The sequence below is a fragment of the Hydrogenivirga sp. 128-5-R1-1 genome (genome assembly GCF_000171895.1).
On sequence record NZ_ABHJ01000330.1, the window covers coordinates 1 to 1521 of the forward strand.

The 1521-nt window shown below is 27.8% G+C and carries 2 protein-coding genes and 1 pseudogene; all 3 read right to left on the reverse strand.

Features of this window, described 5'->3' with window-relative positions:
* Nucleotides 1-381 (reverse strand): annotated as a pseudogene (locus tag HG1285_RS01905) (site-specific DNA-methyltransferase); the annotation flags it as partial.
* 101 nt (nucleotides 382-482) lie between these two features.
* On the reverse strand, nucleotides 483-989 hold the full coding sequence (tpx, locus tag HG1285_RS01900; RefSeq protein ID WP_008289272.1) for a thiol peroxidase: 507 nt from the start codon (nucleotides 987-989) through the stop codon (nucleotides 483-485).
* An 87-nt stretch (nucleotides 990-1076) separates the two neighbouring features.
* Entirely contained in the window at nucleotides 1077-1463 is a 387-nt protein-coding gene (locus HG1285_RS01895) for a type II toxin-antitoxin system VapC family toxin (protein ID WP_050777709.1), read from the reverse strand.
* Nucleotides 1464-1521 lie beyond the last annotated feature (58 nt).

A 1521-nucleotide genomic window follows, 5' to 3' on the forward strand; every position in this document is an offset into this window, starting at 1 on the left:
AAGATGACTATAGATGTTGTTTATTGTCTCTTGAGAGAGTTTGCTTTCTTTTTTAGCCTTTTCATATTTTTCTTTTAATTCAAGATATTTTCTCCCTAATGGGAAATTTTTTAATAATTCAATATTGTTTAAATTATCTTTTCCAAAATTTTTTTCTGCTTCTTTTTTAATTTCCTCAAATTCTTCTTCTATTTCTTTTAGATTTATAGATGACAGCTCTTTAAACTGCTTTTCAATAATCTCATCAATTTTATTTTCTATAAAATCCTCAACAAAATGTCTTTTGTACTTATATACCTTATAAATGCCAAAATCTAAATCCTCATAAGGAAACTGGAATATTTCTTTTAGTTTAAATTTAAATTTTTCTTTTTCTGTCATTATGTTTTAAAGTTTTTAATTGTTGAATAGAGGAAATTATACTATAAATGATATTTGAAAGGAAAAATTAAACAGAGTAGGGGCCTCAAGCCCCTTAAGATTTATAATACAGCTTTTAAAGTATTTACTACTTCGTCGTAGTTTGGTTCTTCTGTAATTTCAGGAACAAGTTGCTTATAGCAAACATTTCCATTTGGATCAACGATAAATACAGCTCTTGCTAAAATTCCTTTTAAAGCACCTTCAGCAATTAAAACGCCGTATTTTTCTAAATCTCTGTATCTAAAGTCTGACGCAACAGTAATGTTTCCAATGTTATAAGATTCACAGAATCTTTTTTCTGCAAATGGTAAGTCCATTGAAACAACAGTTACATCAACATCAAGACCAGCAAGTTTTTCATTAAACTCTTTAGTTTCTTTTTCGCAAACAGGTGTATCAAGTGATGGAACAGTTATAATAACCTGATATTTTCCTTTTGCTCCACCAATTACTTTTTCCGATAAATCTGATGCAACAACAACAGCTTCAGGAGCTTTGTCTCCTACATTAAGCTCTGGTCCTGCAAGTGCAACAGGGTTTCCTTTTAAATTTACAGTTGTAGCCATTAAACTACCTCCTTGAGTTTTATTTTCTTGAAGGTAGTTTACAGAAAAATCAAACAGCGTTATATGATTTTTTTCACTTTAATTGATTTATGTTATTAACTTTACTTCTTCCTTTCTGGATACTTCTTTAAAATCCGAATCATAGGTTGCTAAAAAATCAAGTTTATAAAATTTATAGGTTGATAATATTAAACTGTCATTTGGTAGTAAATTATACTTTTTCATATAAAAATAGCTTAAATCTATGATTCCGTTTGTTTCTGGCAATATTTCAAACACTTCTAAAAATTCTAACGGCTCATATTTATTTAAAACATTTGCTACTATTTTTTTCTTCTTAAGTGTAAAAGGAGATTTTCCGCTTACAGCAGAAATAAAATGAAACATAAATTCACTGTAAATTATTCCATTGATGTACAGTTTATACTCATCGTTAATTAAATTTTCAAGCAGTTCTGTTTTATTACCTTTAATATATTCTTAATATATTCTATGAGAACAGAAGTATCTACTAATATTTTCACTGTAAGTA